Genomic DNA, 24,505 nt, shown 5'->3' on the forward strand with positions numbered 1-24,505 from the left:
GAATAAATTTTGGTAATGAAGCGAATAATTAACAGTGAGTTTAATGACAAAGGAGTTTCTCAATGCCTGACGAGCTAGAACTTAAACTTACATCAACGTTTACATACGATATTCAGAGTAATATCACATTGATTAGAGAAATCTTAGGTCATAGTGTTGATCTCGTTCAGCGAGATTTTGTTTTTCATCAGGAAAAACAAATAAGAGGTGTTCTTTTTTATACAGACGGTTTAATTGATAAAGAGGAAATTAATAAAGCTTTAAAAACATTGATTAACCGCTCTGAGGAAATCATGAGATCTTGTATTGGTGCCCCAATGGGTGATGAGCTTACGGAGAATATCAAAACATATCTTCTAAACAATGCATCCGTAAATCAATCAAATAAAGTCCAGGATGCAATTGATGGAATTCTATCAGGAGATACGGCGATTATTATTGATCGCACAGAGCAAGTCATTATTTTGACATCTAGAGGAGCAGACGCCAGGTCGATCGATGAACCACAAACCGAGCAGGTTGTGAGAGGACCAAGGGACGGATTTACGGAAAATATCCGAACGAATACAGCTCTTGTGAGAAGGCGAATTCGTGATCCACGATTTCGAGTTGACTCTATGAAAATAGGGAAGAAATCAAAAACGGACGTAAATATTGCCTATTTAAATGGAACTGCGAAAGAAGGACTTGTAGATGAAGTAAAAAAGCGCTTAGCACGTATTGAAATTGATGCTGTTATTGATAGTGGATATATCGAGGAACTAATTGAAGATGCACCATTTTCTCCTTTTACAACCGTTCAAAGTACAGAAAGACCTGATAAAGTGGCTTCATCCATTTTTGAAGGAAGAGTCGCCATATTTGTGGATAATTCTCCTTTTGTATTAACAGCACCTGCATATTTCTGGCAATTCCTACAGGCTAGTGATGATTATTACTCAAGGTATATGTCAGGTACCTTTTTTCGGTTGATGAGGTACATCGCTTTTATTCTTAGCTTAACGCTTCCTTCCCTTTATGTCCTTTTAATTAGCTTTCATCAAGAAATGATTCCGACCCCATTGGCACTAACGATTGCTTCTGGAAGAGAAGTGATCCCATTCCCTGTTCTATTGGAAGCACTGATCATGGAAATTTCATTTGAATTAATGAGGGAAGCGGGCTTAAGGATGCCGAAGCCGGTGGGGCAAGCAGTTAGTATTGTCGGTTCCCTTGTTATCGGTCAGGCGGCAGTACAAGCAGGTGTCGTTTCTCCTTTTATGGTAATCATTGTGGCTTTAACAGGGATTGCTTCTTTTGCCATTCCCAACTATGGAGCATCATTTTCGATTCGTTTGATTCGCTTTCCTTTATTAATTGCGTCAGGAACATTAGGCTTGCTAGGGTTCGCCTCAATGTTCACGATTATTGCTATTCATGCTTTGTCACTACGTTCTTTCGGTGAGGCTTACCTATCTCCGGCAACACCTTTCAAACCTTCGGATCAAAAAGATTTTTTGATTCGGATGCCTTGGTGGAGAATGGATACAAATGCCCAATTAGCTGAAGGAGAACAATACCGTCTTGGGGAACACCAAGTTCCGTCGCCGCCACCCAAAGAAGTTGACAAGGAGGACGATAAAGGCCAGAAACCTCCGGAAAAAAAGAAATCTAAAAATGACGGTGATGCACAATCCTCTAAACAATCCCTAGTTAAAATTAGAAGAAAAAAGAGGAAGTGGGGTCAGAAGGATGAAAAATAGGAATGTTGTTTTTCTGGTTCTCTCTTTGCTTCTTCTAGTAACGGGTTGTGCGGGGAAAAGAGAAATAAATGAATTGGCTATTGTGATGGCAGTAGGAATTGATAAGGGGGATGAAGGAAATGTAAGAGTTACAGCTCAAATTCCTCGCCCATCTGACGCTAGGGGACAAACCGGTGCTCCTTCGGGTCAAACAGGAGATGCGATCTGGTCTGTATCAGCTGAAGGAAAAACAATATTCGAAGCGATTCGCAATCTAGGTAGGTTCTCACCAAGAAGAATTTTTTGGGCCCATAATTTTATAATCGTCATAAATGAAGAATTTGCGAAAACGGGGATTCAGGATGTCATAGATTTTTTTACAAGAAATCCAGAGCTTCGTATGAATACTTGGGTAGCAGTGACTCCTGATAAAGCGATTGAAGTGGTGACAACCATTACGGGATTGGAGGTCATTCCAGGGGAAGCAGTGGATAAATTATTACGATATAGCGCCATTACTTCTCAGGCACCACGCACAACGATGAGAAACCTCTACAGTTCGTATTTAAGCGAAGGGTCAGACCCTGTTTTAACTCGGGTTAAGCTTGTAGAAAAAGGGATTTCGAATAAAGATCCTGGAAAAATGAAAGTAAAGCAAGTTGAATTAGCAGGTGCAGGCATTTTTAAAAATGATAAATTAATCGGAGTATTAGAAGGAGATGAAGTACGTGGACTGATTCCATTTATTGAAAGGCTCGAATCTGTGATCTTAAGTGTTTCTTGTCCTAAGGATCAGAGTGAGAATGTATCCTTGGAACTCCGTCATCAAAACTTCAAAATAACTCCTGGATACGAAGATGGCAAGCCAACATTTCATGTAAAATTAGTTTCCTACAGCAGCATAGCAGAAGCAGACTGCCCAATCTCATTGAAGGATAAAAAACAAGTAGATGACATGGAAAAGGAATTGGAAGAACTTTTGTACAATGACATTAAGAAAATTGTTGATAAAGTACAAAATGAATATAAAGCGGATATTTTACGTTTGGGTGAAGAGTTTAATAACAAATATCCAAGTGAATGGAAGCAATTAAAAGCTGATTGGAGTGAAAGGCTCCAAGATGCGAAAATAGATATTGAAGTCGATGCGAACATCAAAAATTCAGTATTGCTTTATAACCCTACAAAATCCAACTAGGAGCTATCAATGAGAGTTCAAATTTCGAATGGTATGTTTATGGCTATTATTATAAATATGGTGTATGCGAAAGCGATCGGCATCACCCAAGGTTCACTCGCGAGGGAAGTAGGAAATGATATGTGGATGTCTACAATCTTTTCTACTCTTCAAGGAATTATGATGATTTTGATTGTAACTTATGTGATAAAACGAACACCTAAAATGGATATTTTTGAACAGAGTGAATTGTTGCTTGGGAAGATATTCTCAAAAATTATCGCTTTGTTTTTCTTCATTTTTTTTCTATTTGCTTTCGGGGGAGTTATTGCCACATTCGTTTATCATTTAAAAGATTTCTTTCTCCCAGACGCTCCTTTACTCTTATTTATCATTGCAGCTTTCATCATGGGAGTATACGGAATCTTTTTTGGCTTAGAAGTGATCGGTAGAATGGCGCTAATTGGAGTGTTTTCCATTGTTGCTCTAAATGTTTTGATTATCCTAGGCTCACTTTCCGAGTTTCGGGTAGAGGAGCTAGAACCCATTTTTGAGTCAGGTTTTCTAAGTACTTTATGGGCTAGTCGACACAACGACACGGATTGGCTTATGGCGACGATGATGGCAGCGATCGTCCTTCCGCATGTTGGAAAACACGAAACATGGGGGAAATCAGGGATGATTGGAATAGGATTAGGTGGCCTATTTGTGGTTTTGTGGCCGATTTTACAAACAGGAGTACTAACTTCTGAAGTGACTGCACAGTATTTTGTTGCCTGTATGCAAATGGCAAGAAGTGCTCATATTGGCTTGTTTCTTCATCGTTATGAGCTAATCATGGTTGCGTTCTTTGCTATTTCCGCCTTAATTCAAATTATGATGACCTTCTTGTGTGCTTCAATTGCGGTTCAAAGGCTCTTTGGTTTAAAGGATTATCGGCCTGTTATTGTCCCTGTTGCCTTAATTCTGTGTGGAGGTGGTTATTGGCTTGTTTTTGACCACCAGATTGCGATGGACTTTTTAGAAAGGACCTGGGTGTACGTTGCTTTATCAATTGGGTTTGGCGTACCTCTATTGCTTTTGGGAATTGGTTTTCTTTTTAAGAAAAAAATTCGAAAAACAAATATGGAAGCTTCTTCATAATGATGTATGGGCAGCCATGGAAATGGCTGTTTTTTCAATTATATAGGTTTCAAAATTTTGGGTATTGTGAGAAAATAGGAAGAAAATCACAATAGGAGATACATATGGGGAATCAACTTCGAATAGTTAAGCCAACAATCGAATTGGAAAAAGAATATCTCTCATTTTATCAGGAATGGTTGGACAGTGGGGAGAAGATGGTCCCGTGGGTCATTCAAAAGGACCCGACTAATTTTTCGGAGATGGTGCGGTTTTTGCATAATAGCTCAATGGGAATTGGGATTAAGGAAGGATGGGTTCCAGATTCAACATATTGGCTGGTAGACGAAGATAATCGAATTCTTGGTGTTGTGAATATCCGTCATCAATTAACCAAACATTTGCTGAATAGTGGGGGGCATATTGGTTATGGTATTCGTCCTTCAGAACGAAGTAAGGGATATGCAACGACATTGCTCGCATTGTCTCTAGAAATTACAAAAGAATTAGGGATTGTAAAAGCTCTTGTCGTATGTGATGAAGTCAATACAGGTTCAGCACGGACGATTTTGAAAAATGGTGGTATCCCTGATTCCGACTTTATTGAGGAAGATGGAAATGTTATCAAACGTTTTTGGATTGAATGAGGAGATGAGCAGGTATGGAGGACATTTTGGGTTTCTTACTAGGCTTTTTACAATTGTTTTATCCTTTGTTGCTCGCATCGATCATTACTTTTATTTATGCTTTGATAAAGAGGTCATGGAAATGGATGCTCGTTAGTGGTATTTTACTCTTTCCAGATGCATGGTATTTCAGTTGGTACCCACCATTTCCCTGGGCGAAATTTATCCCATTGATTCAAGTTATTATCGCTTTCATTTTTTTTCGAACGAAGGGGAAGGAGAAGTCAAAATGACAAAGATTGCTATTATTTCAGATATTCATGGAAATAAAACGGCATTAGAAGCTGTGCTCGAAGATATCAAGCAAAGAGAGATTGATAGAATCTTTTGTTTAGGTGATTTAATCGGGAAGGGACCTCAGGGGTCTGCTTGTATCGAGTTAATTCAAAAGAATTGTGAGAAAGTCATTCGCGGAAACTGGGATGTATTTATCCAAACTCCGAGCGAGAGCGAATTCATTCAGTGGTTTCAAGAACGTTTATCGAAGGAAGATAATCAGTACTTAGCATCTCTACCATTTCATATTGATATTGAACTGAACGGACAATTGGTTCGCTTTTTTCATGCTTCCCCTAGAAGTGAGTTTGAACGGATATTACCATCTCCAATTCATCCTATTGAGAAACGCTTATCGATGTTTGAACACAGTGAAGCAACTGGTTTTCATGAACGGACTCCTGATATCGTTTTTTATGGTGATATTCATGCGACTTTTTTAGAAACCTTTGAAAACGGAATCTTATGTAATGTTGGAAGTGTCGGGAATTCCCTTGATTTAACGGCTGCTTCATACGTAATCATTGACGGAACTCATCCGAATAATTCGATTCAATTTGTGCGAGTAGATTATGATAAAGAATTAGAACTCCAGATTGCCAAAGAAATGGGCTTACCTGCTCTAGATAAATATCATGATGAAATCATGTTGGCGAAATATCGGGGTGCTCCTAAAACTAGGGAGGAAGATGAATGAGCTTTCTTGATTTGATGCCACTTGGCATTGCTGGGGCTATTGTGATATTAGTATTAATTGGTTTTTACAAGGTTTTTGTGAAAAAGAGAAATGTCACGCCTTTTTATACTCCTTTTGATGAGATTACCGGCCAGAGTCCAATAGAATTTCACGAGGAACAGGTAATTCTTGCAGAGGATGAAGACCAAGGGGATGACAAGGATAAAAATAGACCACTTCACAAAGATTGAAGTGGTCTATGAAAAATAATTATTTGCCTAGAATAGCCATGACGCCTTTATAGATTAAGAAAAGAGAGAAAACTAAGATTGCTAAAATACCAATGACGTTAGTTACAGGAGCAATGCTGGCTAAGAAAGTTCCTGCTAATGGAACCCTTAACAGCGCAAAGCCGGCCAAAATTCCAGCAAGCAATAAAAGGATAAATCGGTCCATATTTCATTCCTCCTTTCATTACATCTTATGTCCAAGTGCTATGGAAGGTGCTAGATTTTAGTTTAAGGAAAAAATTTCTAATTTGAAAAGCTGTCATTTTCCGAAAATAAAAAGTATTATAGGAATATACTAACGTGCATGGAGGTGAACATTGATGGAAGAAAGACCATTGCATTACGATGGAAGTGTTCAGAATGTACAAGGTGCCAATGAGGAAGCAAATGAATCCTTTAAGTTAACGGATGAAATGAGATTGAACATCAGCGGTAATCCATATACTTCTGAGCAAAGTAAATAATTTTTTTAATTAAAAGAAAGCGCTTACTATCAATTTTAAAATGCTTGTGTCTTGAAAAGAGATCTGAGCATTTTTGTTGTATTCCTTATAATTGGAATAGAAAGTACTTACATATAGGCAATTGGAATCAAAATGAGATGTGTGAATACTGATCAATTGATTGCTCTTTATTTTTCTTGTTATACTTTGCATTCAATTAGCTCAAGTAGCTAAAAATAGAATGTACACACTCATCCAAGAAAGGTAAGGTAGAAAAATGACTAAAGTATTGTACATAACTGCTCATCCACATGATGACACTCAATCTTATAGTATGGCTGTAGGAAAAACTTTTATCGACACATACAAAGAAGCAAATCCAAACGACGAGGTAACACATCTTGATCTTTATACGGAAAACGTTCCTGAAATTGATGTAGATGTATTCAGTGGTTGGGGGAAATTAAGATCTGGAAGTGATTTTGAGTCTCTGTCAGCTGATGAAAAAGCGAAAGTAGGAAGACTTGCAGAGCTATGTGATCAATTTATCGCTTACGATAAATATGTATTCGTAACACCTCTATGGAACTTCTCTTTCCCTCCAGTAATGAAGGCATATTTAGACGCCGTTTCCGTTGCTGGAAAAACGTTTAAGTACACTGAGCAAGGTCCAGTTGGGCTTTTATCTGGTAAAAAAGCTCTTCACATTCAAGCACGTGGTGGCATTTATTCTGAAGGGCCAGCTGCTGCATTAGAAATGGGACACCGTTACCTAGATGTTATGATGCAATTCTACGGAGTGGATTCTTTAGAGGGTCTATTCATCGAGGGACACAATGCTTTCCCTGATAAAGCTGAGCAAATCAAAGAAGACGCAATTGCACGTGCAAAGGATTTAGCACAAAAGTTCTAATCAACAAAATAGCCTCCACCTTAACGTGGAGGCTATTTTTGTTGAGTTCAATTTTTGAGCCAATAAGCAGAACCATCATTGCTTCTGTCCATAAAGCCATATTCAATGAAATATCGTCGTATCGTAACGTAATCATGGAAGACTTGTTTGAGGACTTCATTTACTTCTTTTTCTGTATATTTCTTGCTTGAATCAAATTTCGTTAAGATATGCTGCAAGACGATGAGCTTCCGCTTTTCTTTACTGGGAAAAGTGTCAAGTGGTCCATCCAAACCTTGTTTAAAATACGTAATTAAAACTTTTTCCTTTTCTTCTTGTGTTACCGCATACCGTTCATCCACCATTTTTGCCCCCTTATGAAAAGGCACAAAATCCGTTGCCTTCTCTTTCTCTAATAGATTCATAATTGCCAAGAAGATCTTAGCTTGTTTTTCTTTTTCCTTTAATTTGAATCGGTGATTGCGAATAGTGGAGGTGCTACCGCCAATGTTTTGTGCAATTTCCTTATCTGCAAGTCCTTGCTTAAAATATAGGAGAAGGTCGCGCTGATGTTCAGATATACCAGAATACTTCTTGTCCATACTCACTAAATATTCGAACATGGATTGATGTTGCTCTTTAATATGATGAATCATAGCTTTCCTAGCATCATAAAAGAGTTCACGATTTTCATGTGGGTACATAACGCCATTTTCAAAAGATTGATTGCAAATGAGGCATACGTATTCATCGGTTTCTTGATTAAAAATGTACCCGTTTGAGATCTCTTCGGTGGACGCAGACCAAAATAGCTCTTCTTTATTCATTTAGTAGACACAACCTTGATTTGTTTTTGTATTTATAGACATTTTATAACGATGTCTAATATATTTCAATCTGTTTTGGAATTTTTCTGATTTTTATGGGAGGTCTCATGCTTGCCCTATTAAAACAATTATCGAAATGGAATAAAAAAAGCCAGCCCAATACAGCGCTGACAAAACTTCGAAATAGATGATTCTATCAATTACTCTTTTCCGTTTTAGAAAAAAAATAAATGGCAATGACAAAGCAAAGCATACTTATTGACCAGACAACTCCGGCGATTCCTAAACGCAAAGAATTTTCCTCGGAAGCCATAGGATGCGTATAATCAGTACGGAACGCATCTAAGGCTATAAAAATAGCAGCCATAAAAATCAAAAGGTGGATAAAAGTCCAAAGGTAACCCCAGCTTTTACTCTTGTTTTTTAACCAATACAGAATGATAGCTACTACTACTATACCCAGGACGATGAAAAGTCCTGTTACTAACATACCAATCGTTTCTTCTTCTAAGGGCATAAGAAATACCTCCTTGTTTGTGTATTTACCTAAATTATACAGAAAAATGTTATAATTAGCCTAATGAAGAAATGTAAGAGGGGACTGAACTTTTTGGGAGAATTGTTAGACATACTTGATGAAAATTATCAGGTGATTGGTCAGGAGACAAGGGAAAATGTACATGAGAAGGAATTGTTACATGCAGCATTTCAGTGTTGGTTTATTAAAATCTTTGATGGCAAGCCTTATATTCTTTTTCAAAAAAGAAATAGTCGAGTAAATTACCCTAATCTACTTGATACAACAGCAGCGGGGCATCTATCTGCAGGAGAGGGACCAGAGCAAGGAGCACGGGAAATTGAGGAAGAGCTCGGAATAACGATTCCTTTTGAAGATTTATCTTCATTAGGGAAAATTCGCGATACTCTGCCATGGAGAACGGACAAAATTGATAATGAACTATGTCACTTATACGCCTATCAATATGATAGTCCTCTGCAATCTTTAACTCTGCAGGCAAGTGAAGTAGAGGGAATTGTGTGTATTTCAATGGAAGATTTCTCAAAAGTGATTGAATCAGAGGGGAAACTCGATTTTGAGGTTATTGTTTATGACGGTCAAGCAGTCGAGAGCAAAATCCTAAACTTATCAATGTTTGATTTTGTCCCACATCAGCTTGCGTATTATCAGTATAACCTTGAGAAATTGATGGCTATAGTAGAAGTTTAAACTTGATTTATCAAATTCAACTGGCGAGGAAGATGATAAATGATTGAACTTGTGGGGACATGTATCCGGTGTAATAAGAATGTCTATTGCACAGATGGATTTCTGAATGGAATCACATTAGGTGGCGGACGAATTCTTTGTTTTTCTTGTAAAGAAAATGATCCGTTAATCGATATATTGGAAAAGAATGATAAAAAATAACCTCGAAATCACTTTGAGGTTATTTTTTGTTGACTTGTTTTCCGCTTTTCTTTTGGCTTTGCGACTTCGAATTACCAATGTGAAATTCGCTTCCAAGTTCTACATCATTATGCTTATCGTGCTTCTCAACTTGTTCTCTGGTTTGTTCTGGATTTTGTTTTCCTTGCTTTGACATGTTACCAACTCTCTTTCAAATAATATCATCTAAGTTTTTTTGACGTAAGGAGAAAATAACTTTCCTTATTTAATATTTTCAAAAGCATAGATATAAATTCAAAATTTATGGTATTTCAAAGAGGATATTATTTCATTTTTAGTCTATTATGAGAGCAAAGCATTTTTTTCGAGAGGAAATACTATATGTTCATTTTATTAATCGTTATTTTAGCTTTGGTTCTGGTCTATGTCTTTTTACAACAAAGACTAGGAGGAAATCCTAGTAAAGAAGAGAGAAGTAAATTTAGTCATTTAGAGAACTATGAAAATGGAAAGTTCGTCAATTTAAACCCTACAAAGATGGATATGAATATATCTGCTATGTATGCTTTAATGAAAGAATCACAAAAAACGAAACAGGAGAGTAAGCCGAAAGAGAATGTACCAATTCAGCCTATAAACTGGGAACGAATAAATGGGAAAGAAGATAGTTTTACTTGGTTTGGACATTCAACATTTTTGCTTTCTATTGATGGTAAAAAGATTCTGCTAGACCCGATGTTTGGACCATCAGCATCACCAGTCACAATGATTGGGAGTAAGCGGTTTAGCAAGAATACATTAAGTTTAATCGATGAGTTTCCATTTATTGATGCTGTACTTCTCACTCATGATCATTATGACCATCTTGATTATCCGTCTATTTTAAGATTAAAAGACAAAGTCGGACATTACTTTGTACCTCTTGGAGTCGGGAATCACTTGGTTAAATGGGGGATTGAGAGAAGGAGAATAACTGAGCTTAACTGGTGGGATGAGATTCACTGGGAAGGGATTACACTTGCTTCAGTCCCATCCCAGCATTTTTCCGGAAGAGGTCCTTTCAATCGTGACAGTACATTATGGACCGGTTGGGTCTTATATGGGAAAAATACGAGATTATACACTAGTGGTGACGGTGGATACGGCCCACATTTTAAAGAGATTGGGGAAAAATATGGACCATTTGATCTTACTTTAATGGAAGGCGGACAATACGCTTCACTCTGGTCCCCGATTCATATGGTTCCTGAAGAATCGATTCAGGCTCATCTTGATGTAAGAGGAGAAAAGATGATGATAATCCATTGGGGAGCATTCACACTTGCACCTCATCCGTGGAAAGATCCAGTTGAAAGAGCTTTACGAGAGGCAGAGAAACAAGAAATACAATTGCTTACGCCTCCGATTGGGGGAACGGTCTTTATGAAAGAACAGGAGAATACAAATTCATATTGGTGGAAGGAAATTAACTAAAGCTGTGTCAAAAGGTCAATCTAAACGACTTTTTGACAACAGCTTTTTTTGTTTAAACGAAGACACTTAAAACGAAGCCATTCTTATCTTAATTAAAATGTTCCTCAATAGGAAATCCTAAACAAAACGATCCGAAATTTTTTAGGAGGAAATATGAAATACATAGGTAGAATAAGCTCGATCATACCGATTTTAGTCATTAATATTTGGCTCCTAAAATTTACAGCAGAATATGACGGAGTCGCATACTTTTTATTTAGTCTGCTTCTGGCCATTTTGGTAAGCGTCATTTCTTGGATACTAGGTGGTCAATATGACAAAGCCAAATATTATTATCATGAACTCCAAAAGGAAAAGGAAAATCTTCAACAAATTTTTGATAGTGTTGAGGTAACCATATGGTCGAATAATATTGTAGAACAACGCATCCATGTTTCAAAGGGCGTAGAAAAAGTGTCTGGTTATCCAGTAAAGCGATTCTTCGATGACTACTCTTTCTGGATGAAAATATTTCTACCTGAAGATCGGCAAAAGTTAGACCAATTTTATAAGCAAGTTTTATCAGGGAAGTCTGATGATGTAGAGGCTCGATTCATTCACGCGAATGGGGAAACACATTGGGCTTATGTATCAGGTACACCGATATTTGACAAAGAAAATAAGGTTATAAAAATAAATGGGATTGTCGTAGATATCACTTCTCGGATAGATACTGTTGGAAAGCTTAAAGAGAGTGAGAACCGATATCGAAGTGTTGTAGAATTATCACCCAATTTAATTGTGATATACCAGGATGAAAGGCTTGTTTATGCAAATCCAGCAACTACGAAATTATTAGGGTTGGAGTTATCAGAGTTAAAGGGAAAGTCAGCATTTCAATTCATTCATCCTACCTTTTTAGAAAAAGCTGTAGAATGCTCCAAAAGGAAATCACTCCATAACAAGGAAACAGACTATATTGAATATAAAATCATAAAGCCTAATGGAGAAATTGCCTTTCTCGAATTGGCGGGCAACGAAATAGCATATAATGGACAATCAGCGATATTGATGGTGGGTACTGATGTGACAGCAAAGAAACAGCAGCAGGAACGAATTGAATATATGGCTTTTCATGATGCACTTACGGGTTTACCTAATCGTTATATGTATAATGATACTTTAGAAGAAGCATTGGAACGATGTAAGCAGGCTCATCATGTTCTTGGTGTTATGTTTATTGACGTCGACCATTTTAAGTCTGTGAATGATACGATGGGTCATGAAGCAGGTGATGAGCTGTTAAAACAAGTTTCAGAAAGAATTAGAGAAAATGTTCGTGAGGAAGATATGGTGGCACGACCAGGTGGAGATGAGTTTACCGTATTACTTGAGAATGTTCATGAAAATTTAGTCCGTGACATAGCACATAGGATAATAAAAGCTTTTACTTCTCCGTTCTTAATTAATAATAAGGAAATCTATGCATCCAACAGTATTGGTGTTAGTTTATATCCTGTGGATGGGGACGATAAGGAAACTTTAAATTCAAAAGCAGATATTGCGATGTATTTTGCGAAGAAAAGTGGAAAGAACAAGTATCAATTTTTCAATGAACATGGGGATAAGCTTGCTCGTAAGCTTCAATTAGAACAGGATTTTAGAAGTGCCATTGAAGAGAATGAGTTTTATCTGGAATATCAGCCTTGTGTTGAATTGAAAACAGGAAGTGTCTATTGTGTCGAAGCATTAGTAAGATGGAAACATCCGATCTTAGGCATTATTCCACCTAATGAATTTATTCCAATCATGGAGGAGACAGGGTGGATTGTGAATCTAGGAACCTGGGTACTAAATGAAGCATGTCGACAGAATAAAGAGTGGCAAAAGCTTGGAATTAATGTGAAGGTTGCGGTTAACGTGTCTTCCATCCAGTTTGAAGCGGAGAATTTTGTGGATGTTGTTAAAGAAGCATTGTTGAAACACGAGATGCAGTCTGACTTTCTAGAAATAGAAATCACAGAGAGTGTCATGCAAAATGTTGAAAAATCAACGCGCATCATTCATGAACTCAAGGAATTGGGTGTGAAAATATCGATTGATGACTTTGGAACAGGGTATTCATCACTCAGTCTGTTAAGTAGTTTATCCATTGACCATGTTAAAATTGATAAATCTTTTATCGATGGTATTACCAGCAATTCTAATATTGCATCTGTTGTGAAGAAAATGATCGAAATGGGAGAAAGTCTTAACTTTGATTTAATTGCAGAGGGAATAGAATTGGAGGAACAGGCTAATTTCTTAATTGAAAATGGCTGTCGTTATGGACAAGGGTATTACTTTAGTCGGCCAGTGTCACCTGAAGAAATACAGAAGCTACTAATGCAAATGTGGTGAAAAAGTATCATTCCTGATAGGGGTGATACTTTTTTATTTAGGGTAAATTTCAAAAAAATATTAAGTAAACAAGGAATTGTAACTGATTTCTAGAATTATATTGTATCTTAGATAACAGGAGAGCTATGTATGAAGATTCGTATCATTGGTTCGGTCGCTAGCGGTAAAACAAGTCTTGCTAAGAAGCTCTTCAAAACTGAATATCCCCTACTATGAGTTGGATAATGTGGTTTGGAAAAGACACAAGTCTGGTGACATTAGACGGACTGAACAGGAAATGAAGGATTTTTTGGAGGAGATTGTCCAAATCGAAGCGTGGATTATTGAAGGTGTGCATGGAGAGGAATGGGTGGCTTCTACCTTTGGAAAAGCTGATGAGATTGTTTTTCTAGACAGTAGTTATTCAGTTCGCACCTATCGTATTATCCGAAGGTTTCTTTTACAAAAACTAGGGATTGAAGCTGCCCATTATCAACCTACATTCCATATATTTCGTAAAATGTTCAAATGGAATCGTCATTTTGAAGAGGTAGGAAAACCAAATTTCTACGAGAACTATGACATGTATCGTGACAAGTTAGTCGTTATTAAGACGTCGAAGGATTTACTTAACTATATTAATTCGAGGTGATTGAAGTTGGATCCTAATATCAGGATTATAGAAGTGCAGTCAGTGAATGAGTATGTGAATGAATTATCTCAGCTTTTAAAAGAAGTGGTCGATTTAGGAGCCTCAATTGGGTTCCTTCCACCTTTGAGTTTAGTAGCTGCCCGCCATTACTGGGAGAATGTCCTAGAGCCTGGTGTGATTTTGTATGTGGCGATGAAGAATGGGAAAATCGCGGGGACGATTCAATTGCATTTATGTCAAAAACAAAATGGTCTCCATCGTGCCGAGATTGCTAAATTATTGACACATCCGGAGTATCGAAGAAATGGAATTGCTCGTGCCTTGCTAAAAGAAGCAGAAGACAGAGCAAAAACTGAAGAGAGATCATTGCTGGTATTAGATACGAGAGAAGGGGATCCCTCTAATCGTCTCTATATTTCTGTAGGCTACATTGAAGCTGGAAAAATTCCTTTTTACTGCATCTCGGAAAATGGGCAGTTGGATCCCACAGTCATTTACTATAAGTACTTTTAGAAGGAGACACCAATTGTGTTGAATATTGAGTTAAGAAGACCCAGGAGTGAAGATATTGATGAACTGTTTGAGTTCTTTCAAATCATGGTCAAAGACACTTATATAAAAGAGGGCATTGGCGACAAACTAGAGGATTTAGAAATTGAAATACTGGTGAAAAAGAAATATCTTTTGGAAGATTTGAATACAAAAGGTGAGAAAAGATACTTCTTAATAGCAATCTGCCAGGACAAAATAATTGGTACGATTGCTTATGGTCCAGCAAATGAGATTATTATGAGTTGTTTACCTCAATCTGAAAGTGTGGTACATGAATTAGGTACCGTATTTGTACACCCTGAAAATCAATATCAAGGTATCGGGAATCTTTTATTGAAATCAATGTATCAAGAAATGAGCAATCACGGGATTAAACAATTTTGGTTAGATAGCGGATATAAACGTGCCCAATACATTTGGCAAAAAAAATTCGGAGAACCAGAAATTTTTCTGAAGGATTATTGGGAAAAAGATGCCCATCATATGATTTGGAAAGTTAATGTTCCTGTGGAGTAGTTTTGGCCTGATAATTCATAATGAATATGAAAAAATAATAAGTAATTGTCAGTACCGCAATATAAACGGGTAGTGAATAAACATGTCTCCACCCTGTTAATACAAACACATGAATTTTCGTTAGAGTAATTTCAAAGACAACTGAAAACAATGTCCATATCATCAGGTAAGCCACTAACTTTAGCCTTTTCCATTCTAAAATATGGAGTATATATACATACAGATAGCCAAAGGCAGGGTAGACAAGATATAAAATAAGATCAAAAATTTCATAATCTTTTCGATCGTTTAAGTTATAAAGATTATGTGGGTTTACAGCAAGAGAATGATCAAGAATGCTTGGGAAAGAAATGCTAACCAACACGATTAACGGTGTAATAGGGTTTGGGAATCTTTTCGGAACTAACAAGAAAACAAGTAAAGAACATAGGAGTGCTCCTAAGATAAACCATTCATTTATATCGAATTTTTGCGGAAAATTAAGTATCATAATTATTCCCTCATTAATCGTTTTTTTCTATACCAAATCCAGAAAGTGAATGTAGTTAGAACGGTAAAAGTCCATTCTGATAAAGAATATAAAAAGAAATTGTTCGTTGTAGAACGGATGACACCAATCTTGATAAAGATGAATTCAGTTAAAGACATGCTGATGATGCTGAAGAGAATGATAAAAAATTTCCAAGAACGCTTTTTCATTCTTGCATATAGGTCAAAGAACACAATGATAATTAATGGATGTAGAAATAATCTTTTTAAAAAATAGACGATAAAATAGCTCATGCGTTCGGACAAGGCAATCACGTGTAAATTAAAGAGTAGTATGGATGAAACCGAGTGGAGGATGATCCACACAGTCATCCAAATGAAGAAAATCTCATAAAGGTGCAGTCTTTTCTTATAGTTGAAAAAAATGAACAAAAAGAACATAACGACAGTAAGGTACAATGAAATGACCATGAGATCACACCTATAGATTTAATACAATTAGTATTAAGTAATCTTTCTCTCTATATGCAAATAGGTATAGCACTTTTGAAAAAATATTCCATAATTTCTGTATAACTTCTTTACTCTTGAAACTATCATAAAGAGAAAACCTTATGATAGTTTCAAGAGTAAGGAGGAGAACGAATGCCTAAAAAGACTGAGGAAGCCAAGGTGCAATCCTCTGAAGATATAAATGAATTAAGTCGAATGTTAGCAGCAGTTTTAACTTATCTTTCGGATGACGATATCGAAGTAATCGATATTGAATACCTTCTCGACCATACGGATGGTCTCCGGGAATGGTGGGAACACTTTCGGGAACAAAATCGAAAACAAATTGAAGAGGAAATTACGCAATCATTAGTGGACTTATCACTAGAAGAGCTAGAACGCCTCCGCGAACAAATAAATGAGAAAAAGAGTACCACGTAAAGCATTCCTTAAAATAAGTGGAATGCTTTTTCCGTGAATCTTTGTTAAAACTAGAACGTATTTAGTATGAAGTTCTAAAAAGAGAGAAGGTTCCTCATGAAGACAAATCGATTTGTGCGGATGGGTAAAATCTTAAAGCTCGCTTTCGGCATCATTTTTCAAATATACCGGTATAAAATTACGAAGAAACCCAAATCTGAATGGGACAAGCTATGGAGTGAAATAGGAGAACGTTTTCGAAATACTCTGTTTGAATTAGAGGGGTTATTGATTAAAATTGGTCAAATTCTAAGTACTCGAGCAGATTTGCTGCCTGAGAGTTTTATCAAACAGATTGAAGACCTTACTGATCATGTTCCTCCGTCTACTTGGAATGAAATCGAACATGTTCTTGAGTCTGAATGGGGTGGGCCTGTACAAGAACTTCTTCAATCGATCGAAGAAGAGGCGGTCGCTTCTGCCTCAATAGGCGAAGTATATAAGGGGATTTTAAAAAGTGGTAAGCAAGTGGCCATAAAAGTACAACGACCTAATATTCAATCCATCATTCAGACAGATTTTCATACTTTCAAAATCATTATTTGGTTAATAGACCTTCTCGTCCCTGTTCCAAAAGGTTTCATCAATTTTAAGGTGTTATATCGGGAGTTAAAGCAAGTAATTGAAAGGGAGCTTGATTTTAATATAGAACTACAAACACAAATTTACTTTAGTGAGAGATTTAAAGATAATTCATATGTCGTGATCCCTAGCGTTTATCCAGAGCTTAGCACTTCCAAGGTGTTGGTCATGGATTGGGTAATAGGAGAGCGCATTACAAATGATGATGCACTCTTGGAGATGGGAGTAAAGCGCGATGTTTTGGTAAAACATTTACTGGAAATATTCCTGCCTCAGTGGCTTGAACCAGGTACGTTTCATGCAGACCCCCATCCTGGAAATATGCTAGTCACGAAGAAAGGGAAGATTATTTTACTTGATTATGGGATGGTCGGAGATATAAGCAAACAGGATGCTAATTGTTTTCAGGAACTAATCGAAAACGTACTCTCAAAAAATTATGGTAAAGCGGTTGAATGTCTAAGGACTTTAGGTTTCTTGCTACCTGAGGCAGATGCTCGTGTGATAGAAAAGTTTCTCGGAGAAATGGCCTCTTTTCAGCTGAGTCAATTAAAAGCTGCTGATATTTTCGCTTTGAAAAAAGAAATGTATGAAATGGTTCAAGTCTTGCCAATCCAGGTTCCTACACGTTTTGTGTTTTTGGGACGAGCTTTTGTAACGGTTGAAGGGATCATTCAGCATCTTGCGCCAGATGGCGATCTAGTGGAAATTGCGAAGCCTATTTTTATAAAATGGCTCAATCAACAGGGAAATGCAAAATGGGCATTTGCTTGGCGCTGGGTTCAATCACAACCACTCTTTAAGATTTTTCATACAGTCACAGATTTTTTAAACATGCCACGGAAATTAGAAGCAATGAAAGAGGTGGAGCAAAGACGACATTTTCAATTTCAGATTTATGAAAGCAGGAAAAAGAGTTTATTCCAATTGTTGTTGCTTGGTACAGTAGGAACTGGAGTGGGGATTTATTTAACTCACTCTATTATTACTCAGTTCTCTGTTGGAATATTGGTGGTATCAGGGTTTGGTTACATCATCGCTCATATCAGGCAAAAGAAGTGGATGAAGTACATGCCTAATAAACATAGATAAAAGCTAAAGAGTTGAGTTGTACGGAGGGGAAGCACTTGAATATTGAGGCGGTTTTTATAGACAGAGATGGGACGATTGGTGGGAATGACACGGTTATATATCCTAGTAAGTTTGATTATTCCCAGGAGTTCAGGAGTCAATGCGAGCATTGAAGGATGCAGGTGTATTAACCTGTTCTTTCACCAATCAACCAGGAATTGCAAGAGGAGAGGCGAGGATTGAGGATTTTGAAAAAGAATTAATGGATTTTGGAATAGATAGGATTCTTGTATGTCCACATCAGCATACGGATGGTTGTGAATGCAGAAAACCATCACCAGGGATGCTTCATAAAGCGGCAGAGGAAAACCATTTAGACCTGAAGAAATGCGTTTTTATTGGAGATAGATGGACGGATTTGGTTGCTGCTGATGAAGTAGGGAGTATGAAAATATTGGTTAAAACGGGTAGTGGTACTGCTGCATATGAGCAATACATTAATAAGGAGTATGTTGGTCGTTGGGCGAACGCTAAGCCAGATTATGTGGCTAGTGATTTTAATGAGGCGGTTCGATGGATACGGTCACGGTCGATATTGTGATACAAAAAAGGCTGCACTTGGCAGCCTTTAAGGTCAAGGTTTATTAGGGTTACTTTGTTCTTGAATCGACACTCGTTTACTAGGTGGCTTAGGATAATTTTCACCAGTTGGAGCCGTCAAGGTATTTCTTTTGTCTAAAACCTTTCCTGTATATTCGATTGGGTTAATGTCCTTCAATGTCCTCACCTCCATTAATAGGATGGTTCAACAAATGAATTCCAACCACAGGAAAATGTTCCAAATCAAAAAGACAGTTTGATTTCTTGAGAATTGAAGATTTTCTTTTCATCTTTATCAAAGATATCGCTTGTATCGAGTAAGATCCACTCGAGAGTATCAGGACTATGGACAATGAAACCTATATTCCCTTGCTTGACTTCTTTCCCCAGGAGCTCCCCGTTTAACTCTTCAAGATAAATATCTTCGTGCCAGTCAAATTCTTCGCCAAGGTTCGTTTTCATTTTAGCGATAGGAGCGAAATGAACTTTCTCGGTGGAGGTATTTTCGACCTCTACAAATACTTTAACGAAATCAAATTCCTCTTCGTGTGTCAAAACATGAAAATAGTCGATTAAACTATAGTCAGGTCGTAAATGAATCTGTTTCATCTCTTTGATCGTGAGTCGAATAAGGCCGAACTCAAATGTATCACCAATTTGTGAAATAGCTTCTAAAGTGGCTTCGCCTTTTTCATCGGAAACGGTTTGGCCGATTTCCATCAAGGTGCGATCATCTGGTACCTGAGGATTTGGACTGTATTCAGTTGAAAAAGTTGATTCTGCTTCGACTACATGTGATTCCGTCAAGCTATTGTTGTCTGAGCATCCTACTAACAGAAGTGTACTTAGAAATACAAGACTAAATACTTTTTTCACACAAATACCTCCAAAATTCGCGTATGGTCTATCTGTCTTTTATAGAAATTCTATATTTTAGAATTTCAAAGATATTTTTGGCGATGTCAGTATTGTCAATTTGTCCTGCAAATTTTTCAGAGGAAGGACCATATGCATAAACCGGAACATCTTCTCCAGTGTGACCGCCAGTCGTCCAGCCTGTATTAGAACGAATATCAAAGATTTTTTCGATAGCGTTATCGATTTCAACCGTTTGCTTTTTCGCAGCAGCTGTTTTCACAGTTTGAATTTCTTCTGTTGTTAATTCAAGATCAATATATTTCTTCAATGTTTCTTCTACACTAGCACCAGCAGCGATTTGCTCAGCCATGAAATCAGGGGTACGTTTCGCTGCTTCTAGTGCTTCCGGATACCAATTATATATTCCATTTGCACCAATAGAGAATCCACCTGTAGAATGGTCTGCTGTTGCAACCACTAAAGTGTGCTTGTCGTTTTTAGCAAAATTAATAGCAGCTTGGAATGCTTTTTCGAAATCTTCCATTTCACTCATCGCACCAACGATGTCATTGTCATGGCCGGCCCAGTCGATTTGACTTCCTTCAACCATTAAGAAAAATCCATCCTTGTCCTTGCTTAACCGCTGAATGGCAGAGTTTGTCATCTCTTCTAATGAAGGGCTTTCCTCTGTGCGGTCAATCATTTTTGCCATTCCTCTTGGCGCAAACAAGCCAAGAATCTGATCATTTCTATCTTTTAATAAATCTTTCTTATTCGTTACATAACTAAATCCATCTTGTTGAAACTCATCTACAAGATTTCGGTCATTTCGGATAAAAAGGTCCGATCCACCACCAAGGAGGACGTCAATTTTATGTTTTCCTTTTACTAAGTCATCGAAATAGTCATCAGCAATCCCGTTCATATTTTGACGACTTTGATCGTGTGAACCAAATGAGGCAGGTGTGGCATGTGTGATTTCAGAAGTTGCTACGAGTCCAGTCGCTTTTCCTTGCTCTTTCGCAGCTTCCAGAACAGTTTTTACGTCAGTTCCATCATTATCAACAGCAATTGCGTTGTTATATGTCTTGATTCCGGCAGACATAGCCGTTGCTGCTGAAGCAGAATCCGTAATATTTTGAGCAGGATCTTCTGGGTAAGTCATTTGCTGACCTACAAGGTATGGATCGAATCCAGTGGTATCAACAAATTTTGATTTTGCAGTATCTTTTAAATAACGATGTGCGGACGTGTAAGATACTCCCATTCCGTCTCCAATAAGAACGATGACATTCTTGATTTGACCGGAATTTGAGTGATAGTTCTTTGCATCGGCAGGCTGGATGCTTCCTATTAGACTTCCGACTGCTATTGCAGATACTACTGTGAATGGGATGAGTTTCCTTTTCCACTTTTTTGACAACATGAATTTCCCTCCTTATTTTACCTTCGTTGCCTATTATATTTTTGATAGTTTACTAGTCTATTAAATAATTGTTTGAATTTTGTAAATATTTTTAGGTCGAAAGTTGGTCGGCGGATCGACCTAGTTGCTGAGAATTCTTAGTATTTAGAAGGAGATCCGAGGTTTTTGGAGAAACAAATATTAGGGGAGGCTGAACTAATGAAAAGTCCAATTAAAAACAAAATCAATCTTGTATTTATACCGGTTACAGATATTCAAAAAGCAAAAGAATGGTACACTATGATTCTAGGATTGGAAGATGGCGAGGATTTTTTTGAGCATTTATTTGTTGCTAAAATGGATGGTGCAGGCATGATCCTTGATACAATGCCGATGTGGAAAGATGAAAGCGGAGAAGTGCCTAGAATAAATGTCCCAGTTATTCAATTTGGCACAGATGATATTTCCGCAGCCTATGATTTTATGATGGAGTATGGAGTGGAAATAGTGACAGAGGTTATGAATGAGCAATTCTTTGTTTTCAAGGACCCAGATGGCAATTTACTTATGGTATGTCAGGACTAAAGGAACATCTATTGAGGATTAGTACATGAAGAAGTTAAAGATCGTAGGAGTATTTGTATTGTTGCTTGTTATCTTCATTTTCTTAAACAATACTTCACTATTTGTAAAAGCAGGGAATCCTACACTGCTTGCTCATCGTGGGATGGCTCAAACCTTTCCGATGGAGGGAATTGAATGGGATACATGTACGGCTGAAATTATAAATGAACCAGAGCATTCCTATCTCGAAAATACAATCCCTTCTATGGAAGCGGCTTTTGCTGCTGGAGCAGATGTGATTGAATTTGATATAAAAAAAACGAAAGATAATCAATTAGCTGTTTTTCATGATTTCGAATTGTCTTGCCGAACCGATGGCAAGGGAGAGATTTCGGATTATACGATGGAAGAATTGAAACAATTGGATGTCGGATATGGCTACACTGCTGATGGAGGTAAAACCTTTCCTTTTCGAGGAAAAGGGGTAGGCTTGATGCCATCCTTAACAGAAGTGTTGACGAAATTTCCAGAGCGTTCATTTCTTATACATATTAAGAGTAGTAAGCAAGTGGATGGTGAGCTCTTGGCACAGTATTTAAGTGAGCTTGCCCCTGAGCAACAAAAGCTAATGACGGTATATGGGGACGATGAGCCTATTGCTGCATTCAAGAAACTAATGCCAGAAATCCCGGTTATGTCGATGGCGACTTTGAAAAGCTGTATGCTTCCATATATAGCAGTTGGTTGGACAGGTTATATCCCGATTGCTTGTGAAAATACACAAATACATCTACCTGAAACGTATGCTCGTTGGATGTGGGGATGGCCCAATAAATTTGTGAAACGAATGGAGTCGGTTGGTACGAATGTTGTCATTGTTGCGGGTGATGGATCTTGGTCTGAGGGCTTCGATACGTTATCGGATTTAGAACGTTTACCAGACAATTTTGATGGAGAAATTTGGACGAATAGGATTGAAAAAATAGCTCCAACATTTAAGAAAACAGAATAGAATTAGTTTAAGGCTGTCCGAATGGGCAGCTTTTGCTTATAGACTATGTCCATTTATGATCATTAGAATAATACAAGATCCTTATTACATAGTGATGATAGTGGAGAGACAAAAAAAGCTTCGGTAAGGGGCTGAGAACCTTTGAGAAGAAACAGAAATATGCCTATTGTCGCCTTGCTTAGCGTCTTCTTATTGGTATTTCTACTTGTCATCGCATTCCGACATATTAAAATTTATATTGTGTTTAGTTCAGGAATTGGACCGTTTATCATGGTGAGCTTAATCATTTTATTAATCGTTTTTGTGTTTTTTAAAGGGCGTTAAAAAGGATTCTGGAAGAGAAATATCGAACATATCTAATAATGGTTTTCTGAGGGGGGATTAATGGATGGACGAAAGATATCCAATAGGAAAGTTTCAAGTAGAAGGAGAGATTACAAATCCGGTTGTTCAAAAATGGATTAAAGAAATTGAAGTTCAACCTGAACAACTAAGAGAGGCCGTACATGGACTTAGTGAAGAACAGCTCGATACCCCATATCGGGATGGTGGCTGGACGGTGCGACAAGTCGTGCATCATCTTGCAGATAGTCATTTGAATGCATATATTCGATTCAAATTGGCACTAACGGAAGACAATCCTGTTATCAAGCCGTATGAAGAAGGGGAATGGGCAAAGCTACCCGATTCGAAAATGCCTGTTGAAGTTTCACTAACATTATTTGAGAGTATACACCAGCGCTTAGTTACGCTTTTAACTAGTCTTACGCTTGAAGATTTAGAAAAAACCTTTGTACACCCTGATTCAGGAACAATCTCACTTGGAAGAAATATTGGAATGTATTCTTGGCATGGTCGTCATCATATTGCGCACATAACATCCCTCTGTAGCCGAAAAGGATGGAAAGTATATTCATAAGAGTAAAAGGGAACCTCGATTATACGAGCGTTCCCTTTTACTATCCTTAATCCTTCCATTCGGCAAAAAAGACACGTAGATACTCTTGCATGAATTGATGCCGCTCTTCGGCAATCTTCTTCGCGTAATCCGTATTCATTCTATCTTTCAATTTTAATAATTTTTCATAGAAATGATTGATCGCAGTCGATTTGCCATTGCGATATTCTTCCTTTGTCATCGATTCTCTAGGTTTGATTGCAGGATCATAGATCAAATCACCTTTTGAACCGGCATAAGCAAAGGTGCGTGCTATACCAATAGCACCAAGGGCATCTAAGCGGTCCGCATCTTGAACAACTTTGGCTTCAAGTGAAGTTAGAGCTGGTTGTCCACCACCTTTAAAAGAGATGGATGAGATTATCGCAATTATTTTTTCAATTGCAGGTTTGTCAATCTCAATGGTTTCTAGCCAATTCGTAATTTTTTTTATTCCCTCTGCTTCAGATGCATTCAATTTTTCATCGGCGATATCATGAAGCAATGCTGCCATTTCACAAATAAATAAATCAGCATTTTCCTCTATCGCGATCTTTTTCGCCATTTCTGTTACACGCGCAATATGCCACCAATCATGGCCACTCGGGTCATTCTGTAATTCCTTATGTACGTATTCTTTCGTTAGAGCTACCTTTTTGTCATGACTCACTATATTCACCTACCATAATTTATCATTTTCCATTGTAGATGATATTTTCTTTGATAGCTATCAAATTTCCGCATATTCTTTCTTATTTGAGAGAGGATAAATAGACGGAGGTTGATAGAGAATGAAGAAATTTTTATTTGCTATATTTTTCAGTGCATCACTATTCTCGCTCACAGGCTGTGGGGATGATGAAATGCCTGAAGAAGGAGAAGAAATAGAGGAAATTGAAGAGGAAGATGAAATCGGTGACGGTGAAGTAAATGATGAATGAGGAGG

33 protein-coding genes and 1 pseudogene are annotated in these 24,505 nt (G+C 37.5%); 24 read left to right on the forward strand and 10 right to left on the reverse strand.

Annotated elements, in window-relative coordinates; genetic code table 11:
- The first annotated feature begins 62 nt into the window (after positions 1-62).
- The 7 genes from FA727_RS04815 to FA727_RS04845 all read left to right on the forward strand — a co-directional run bounded on the left by FA727_RS04815 (position 63) and on the right by FA727_RS04845 (position 5,909).
- Positions 63-1,742, forward strand: coding sequence for a spore germination protein (locus FA727_RS04815; RefSeq protein WP_136829572.1), 1,680 nt, complete (start codon positions 63-65; stop codon positions 1,740-1,742).
- On the forward strand, positions 1,732-2,919 hold the full coding sequence (locus FA727_RS04820; RefSeq protein ID WP_136829573.1) for a Ger(x)C family spore germination protein: 1,188 nt from the start codon (positions 1,732-1,734) through the stop codon (positions 2,917-2,919). Before FA727_RS04815 ends, FA727_RS04820 begins: the two co-directional genes overlap by 11 nt.
- A gap of 9 nt (positions 2,920-2,928) precedes the next feature.
- A complete protein-coding gene (locus FA727_RS04825) occupies positions 2,929-4,041 on the forward strand; it encodes a GerAB/ArcD/ProY family transporter (protein ID WP_136829574.1) in 1,113 nt (370 codons plus the stop codon).
- 104 nt (positions 4,042-4,145) lie between these two features.
- A complete protein-coding gene (locus FA727_RS04830) occupies positions 4,146-4,667 on the forward strand; it encodes a GNAT family N-acetyltransferase (protein WP_136829575.1) in 522 nt (173 codons plus the stop codon).
- Between the two features lie 14 nt (positions 4,668-4,681).
- Positions 4,682-4,939, forward strand: coding sequence for a hypothetical protein (locus tag FA727_RS04835; RefSeq protein WP_136829576.1), 258 nt, complete (start codon positions 4,682-4,684; stop codon positions 4,937-4,939).
- On the forward strand, positions 4,936-5,679 hold the full coding sequence (locus FA727_RS04840; protein WP_136829578.1) for a metallophosphoesterase family protein: 744 nt from the start codon (positions 4,936-4,938) through the stop codon (positions 5,677-5,679). Before FA727_RS04835 ends, FA727_RS04840 begins: the two co-directional genes overlap by 4 nt.
- A complete protein-coding gene (locus FA727_RS04845; protein ID WP_136829579.1) occupies positions 5,676-5,909 on the forward strand; it encodes a DUF3951 domain-containing protein in 234 nt (77 codons plus the stop codon). The genes FA727_RS04840 and FA727_RS04845 overlap by 4 nt, the downstream gene beginning before the upstream one ends.
- 19 nt (positions 5,910-5,928) lie before the next feature.
- Here FA727_RS04845 and FA727_RS04850 read toward each other — a convergent pair whose 3' ends face one another.
- Positions 5,929-6,114: a hypothetical protein gene (locus FA727_RS04850; RefSeq protein ID WP_136829581.1), complete on the reverse strand. Its 186-nt coding sequence runs from the start codon at positions 6,112-6,114 to the stop codon at positions 5,929-5,931.
- A gap of 154 nt (positions 6,115-6,268) precedes the next feature.
- Here FA727_RS04850 and FA727_RS24335 point away from each other — a divergent pair, with 154 nt between their 5' ends.
- Positions 6,269-6,412 (forward strand): hypothetical protein, encoded by a 144-nt coding sequence (locus FA727_RS24335; RefSeq protein WP_170209235.1) that lies wholly within the window; start codon positions 6,269-6,271, stop codon positions 6,410-6,412.
- A gap of 256 nt (positions 6,413-6,668) precedes the next feature.
- Positions 6,669-7,304: an FMN-dependent NADH-azoreductase gene (locus FA727_RS04855; RefSeq protein WP_136829583.1), complete on the forward strand. Its 636-nt coding sequence runs from the start codon at positions 6,669-6,671 to the stop codon at positions 7,302-7,304.
- A 47-nt stretch (positions 7,305-7,351) separates the two neighbouring features.
- Here FA727_RS04855 and FA727_RS04860 read toward each other — a convergent pair whose 3' ends face one another.
- Together FA727_RS04860 and FA727_RS04865 are read right to left on the reverse strand one after the other, a co-directional pair.
- Entirely contained in the window at positions 7,352-8,110 is a 759-nt protein-coding gene (locus tag FA727_RS04860) for a DUF2087 domain-containing protein (protein WP_136829585.1), read from the reverse strand.
- 196 nt (positions 8,111-8,306) lie between these two features.
- A complete protein-coding gene (locus tag FA727_RS04865) occupies positions 8,307-8,627 on the reverse strand; it encodes a hypothetical protein (protein ID WP_246041690.1) in 321 nt (106 codons plus the stop codon).
- A gap of 93 nt (positions 8,628-8,720) precedes the next feature.
- Between FA727_RS04865 and FA727_RS04870 the strand changes: the two genes are divergently transcribed.
- Positions 8,721-9,338, forward strand: a complete 618-nt coding sequence (locus FA727_RS04870; RefSeq protein WP_158318785.1) for an NUDIX hydrolase — start codon at positions 8,721-8,723, stop codon at positions 9,336-9,338.
- Positions 9,339-9,377: 39 nt separating this feature from the next.
- On the forward strand, positions 9,378-9,539 hold the full coding sequence (locus FA727_RS24340; RefSeq protein ID WP_170209236.1) for a hypothetical protein: 162 nt from the start codon (positions 9,378-9,380) through the stop codon (positions 9,537-9,539).
- Positions 9,540-9,558: 19 nt separating this feature from the next.
- Here the strand turns inward: FA727_RS24340 and FA727_RS24345 are convergent, their stop codons facing one another.
- Positions 9,559-9,714 carry a PIN domain-containing protein gene (locus tag FA727_RS24345; protein ID WP_170209237.1) on the reverse strand — a complete coding sequence of 52 codons (156 nt, stop codon included), beginning with the start codon at positions 9,712-9,714 and terminating at the stop codon, positions 9,559-9,561.
- Positions 9,715-9,899: 185 nt separating this feature from the next.
- Here FA727_RS24345 and FA727_RS04875 point away from each other — a divergent pair, with 185 nt between their 5' ends.
- From FA727_RS04875 to FA727_RS04895, 5 genes are all read left to right on the forward strand, one after another.
- Entirely contained in the window at positions 9,900-10,991 is a 1,092-nt protein-coding gene (locus tag FA727_RS04875) for an MBL fold metallo-hydrolase (protein WP_136829588.1), read from the forward strand.
- Between the two features lie 153 nt (positions 10,992-11,144).
- Positions 11,145-13,370: a sensor domain-containing protein gene (locus FA727_RS04880; RefSeq protein WP_136829590.1), complete on the forward strand. Its 2,226-nt coding sequence runs from the start codon at positions 11,145-11,147 to the stop codon at positions 13,368-13,370.
- Positions 13,371-13,596: 226 nt separating this feature from the next.
- Positions 13,597-14,001 (forward strand): P-loop NTPase family protein, encoded by a 405-nt coding sequence (locus FA727_RS04885; protein ID WP_306461651.1) that lies wholly within the window; start codon positions 13,597-13,599, stop codon positions 13,999-14,001.
- 6 nt (positions 14,002-14,007) lie between these two features.
- Complete coding sequence (locus FA727_RS04890; RefSeq protein WP_136829592.1) at positions 14,008-14,514, forward strand: GNAT family N-acetyltransferase; 507 nt, start codon at positions 14,008-14,010, stop codon at positions 14,512-14,514.
- 15 nt (positions 14,515-14,529) lie between these two features.
- Complete coding sequence (locus FA727_RS04895) at positions 14,530-15,069, forward strand: GNAT family N-acetyltransferase (RefSeq protein WP_136829594.1); 540 nt, start codon at positions 14,530-14,532, stop codon at positions 15,067-15,069.
- Here the strand turns inward: FA727_RS04895 and FA727_RS04900 are convergent.
- Both FA727_RS04900 and FA727_RS04905 read right to left on the reverse strand, forming a co-directional pair.
- Positions 15,050-15,559 carry a hypothetical protein gene (locus FA727_RS04900; protein WP_136829596.1) on the reverse strand — a complete coding sequence of 170 codons (510 nt, stop codon included), beginning with the start codon at positions 15,557-15,559 and terminating at the stop codon, positions 15,050-15,052. The genes FA727_RS04895 and FA727_RS04900 overlap by 20 nt on opposite strands.
- 2 nt (positions 15,560-15,561) lie before the next feature.
- Positions 15,562-15,930, reverse strand: coding sequence for a hypothetical protein (locus FA727_RS04905; protein ID WP_158318786.1), 369 nt, complete (start codon positions 15,928-15,930; stop codon positions 15,562-15,564).
- Positions 15,931-16,203: 273 nt separating this feature from the next.
- Here FA727_RS04905 and FA727_RS04910 point away from each other — a divergent pair, with 273 nt between their 5' ends.
- The 3 genes and pseudogenes from FA727_RS04910 (at position 16,204) to FA727_RS04920 (ending at position 18,784) form a co-directional block, all read left to right on the forward strand.
- A complete protein-coding gene (locus FA727_RS04910; protein ID WP_136829599.1) occupies positions 16,204-16,491 on the forward strand; it encodes a hypothetical protein in 288 nt (95 codons plus the stop codon).
- A 96-nt stretch (positions 16,492-16,587) separates the two neighbouring features.
- Complete coding sequence (locus FA727_RS04915; RefSeq protein ID WP_136829601.1) at positions 16,588-18,204, forward strand: ABC1 kinase family protein; 1,617 nt, start codon at positions 16,588-16,590, stop codon at positions 18,202-18,204.
- Between the two features lie 35 nt (positions 18,205-18,239).
- A pseudogene (locus FA727_RS04920) lies at positions 18,240-18,784 on the forward strand (HAD-IIIA family hydrolase).
- Positions 18,785-18,817: 33 nt separating this feature from the next.
- On the opposite strand, the gene FA727_RS23965 reads toward FA727_RS04920, so the two are convergent.
- The 3 genes from FA727_RS23965 to FA727_RS04930 form a co-directional block, all read right to left on the reverse strand.
- Positions 18,818-18,961: a hypothetical protein gene (locus tag FA727_RS23965; protein WP_158318787.1), complete on the reverse strand. Its 144-nt coding sequence runs from the start codon at positions 18,959-18,961 to the stop codon at positions 18,818-18,820.
- 65 nt (positions 18,962-19,026) lie between these two features.
- The gene (locus FA727_RS04925; protein WP_136829603.1) at positions 19,027-19,659 is read right to left on the reverse strand and encodes a hypothetical protein; all 633 of its coding nucleotides are present in this window, start codon (positions 19,657-19,659) and stop codon (positions 19,027-19,029) included.
- Between the two features lie 28 nt (positions 19,660-19,687).
- On the reverse strand, positions 19,688-21,067 hold the full coding sequence (locus FA727_RS04930; RefSeq protein WP_136829605.1) for an alkaline phosphatase: 1,380 nt from the start codon (positions 21,065-21,067) through the stop codon (positions 19,688-19,690).
- Positions 21,068-21,265: 198 nt separating this feature from the next.
- Here FA727_RS04930 and FA727_RS04935 point away from each other — a divergent pair, with 198 nt between their 5' ends.
- The 4 genes from FA727_RS04935 (at position 21,266) to FA727_RS04950 (ending at position 23,541) form a co-directional block, all read left to right on the forward strand.
- Complete coding sequence (locus tag FA727_RS04935) at positions 21,266-21,631, forward strand: VOC family protein (protein ID WP_136829607.1); 366 nt, start codon at positions 21,266-21,268, stop codon at positions 21,629-21,631.
- A gap of 25 nt (positions 21,632-21,656) precedes the next feature.
- On the forward strand, positions 21,657-22,622 hold the full coding sequence (locus tag FA727_RS04940) for a glycerophosphodiester phosphodiesterase family protein (protein ID WP_136829609.1): 966 nt from the start codon (positions 21,657-21,659) through the stop codon (positions 22,620-22,622).
- Between the two features lie 141 nt (positions 22,623-22,763).
- Positions 22,764-22,946 carry a hypothetical protein gene (locus tag FA727_RS04945; protein WP_136829611.1) on the forward strand — a complete coding sequence of 61 codons (183 nt, stop codon included), beginning with the start codon at positions 22,764-22,766 and terminating at the stop codon, positions 22,944-22,946.
- Positions 22,947-23,010: 64 nt separating this feature from the next.
- Positions 23,011-23,541, forward strand: coding sequence for a YfiT family bacillithiol transferase (locus tag FA727_RS04950; protein WP_136829612.1), 531 nt, complete (start codon positions 23,011-23,013; stop codon positions 23,539-23,541).
- Positions 23,542-23,587: 46 nt separating this feature from the next.
- On the opposite strand, the gene FA727_RS04955 is transcribed toward FA727_RS04950, so the two are convergent.
- Positions 23,588-24,229: an HD domain-containing protein gene (locus FA727_RS04955; RefSeq protein ID WP_206663829.1), complete on the reverse strand. Its 642-nt coding sequence runs from the start codon at positions 24,227-24,229 to the stop codon at positions 23,588-23,590.
- Positions 24,230-24,350: 121 nt separating this feature from the next.
- On the opposite strand from FA727_RS04955, the gene FA727_RS24350 reads away from it, so the two are divergent.
- A complete protein-coding gene (locus tag FA727_RS24350; RefSeq protein WP_170209238.1) occupies positions 24,351-24,500 on the forward strand; it encodes a hypothetical protein in 150 nt (49 codons plus the stop codon).
- The last annotated feature ends 5 nt before the right edge of the window (positions 24,501-24,505 follow it).

It is taken from the genome of Robertmurraya kyonggiensis (assembly GCF_005116465.1).
Taxonomy (GTDB): domain Bacteria; phylum Bacillota; class Bacilli; order Bacillales; family Cytobacillaceae; genus Robertmurraya; species Robertmurraya kyonggiensis.